Annotated in this window: 2 protein-coding genes; one reads left to right on the top strand and one right to left on the bottom strand. The window is 66.5% G+C overall.

Annotation, left to right across the window (positions count from 1 at the left end):
* A partial coding sequence (locus tag MOV74_RS38465; RefSeq protein ID WP_246932763.1) for a DbpA RNA binding domain-containing protein occupies window positions 1–695 on the top strand: 695 nt, incomplete at its 5' end.
* Between the two features lie 75 nt (window positions 696–770).
* Here the strand turns inward: MOV74_RS38465 and MOV74_RS38470 are convergent.
* Window positions 771–1,082, bottom strand: coding sequence for a hypothetical protein (locus MOV74_RS38470; RefSeq protein WP_246932764.1), 312 nt, complete (start codon window positions 1,080–1,082; stop codon window positions 771–773).
* Window positions 1,083–1,279: the final 197 nt, after the last annotated feature.

Consider the following 1,279-nt stretch of genomic DNA (forward strand, 5'->3'; position numbering starts at 1 on the left):
GGCTTTACCGTGCGCGGCTGCCGTCGCCCGAAGACATCATCGATCCCGGCGAGCGCAGCGGCAAGCCGCGCGAGGATCGCGGGCGCGACAGATTTCAAGGCGAAGGCGGCGATGATCGCGCCGCGAGGCCTCGATCGAAATCGGGCAAAGCATCGTCGAAGCACGTCATGTCGGAGACCAGCGTCTGGTTTCGCGCCGCGATCGGGCGGCGCAAGAATGCCGAGGCGCGCTGGCTGCTGCCGATGATCTGCCGCCGCGGCGGCATCGACAAGCGCGACATCGGCGCCATCAAGATCATGGATACCACGACCGAGTTCGAGATCTCCGAGCGGGTCGCGGAGTCCTTCGCCGCAAAGGTCAAGCGTCCGGACAAGGAAGACAGCATTCGGATCGAGCCGATGGCGGACGCGCCGCAGCGCCAGGAACGTTCGGAACCGCAGTCCCATGCCCCCCGGCGCGAGAGGGACGATGGCGATCATCGCGAACGCCGCGACGAGCGTCCGCGCGAGGCGCGTGAATTCAAGCCACGCGGCAAGCCACCCGGCGAACGCGGACCGAGATTCGACGAGGCTCCTTCCTTTGGAAAGAAAAAGAAGCATCGCGACAAGCAGGCCCGCGCGGAGCCCTCGGTCACCCCGTGGCCGGTGAAGGGCGCGCCGGGAAAGAAGACGAAGAAGAAAAAGCATCGCGGCTGAGCGGCCGCCGTTCAGGACGGGCAATGATGCCGCCGGATTGCACCGGCGGCATCATCTGAAAGGTCAGGTGTGAGTTCAGCGGCCACCGCCACCACCACCACCACCTCCTCCGCCGCCACCACCGCCACCGCCGCCGGCATCACGCATGGACGAGTTGTAGCGGGGATCGGTCTGCTTCATGTAGGTCGGCGAGGTATCGTTGGTGAGGCGAGCGACGGGGCGGCGTGCGCGGCCCGGGGTCGACGACTCCGCGACGATGCCACAGCTTTCGAAGAAGGCGAACTGGCAGCCATCGGTTCGGTGCTGCGCCGCGTTGGCGCTGGTCGCGGCGAACGCGCTCGTCGCAATGCATGCGATCAAAGCAGCTTTCGACAATGTGAGCTTCATGGATATTCTCCAGCCTCGGTTTGGCGAGACCGGAACGGCTCGCACACACTTTCGACGGAGCCTGACCTGACCCGGTTCGAGGGCGCCGCTTCACGCCGGCGTGAGCCGGCCGGCCGGGGAGGGACGTTACGCCGCGGTAAGGTCGCGCAGCATGTATGTCGCGCCGTCGCCATAGGAGGCGAGCTTCGCGCGCAGGT

Source organism: Bradyrhizobium sp. SHOUNA76 (assembly GCF_023006445.1).
Taxonomy (GTDB): domain Bacteria; phylum Pseudomonadota; class Alphaproteobacteria; order Rhizobiales; family Xanthobacteraceae; genus Bradyrhizobium.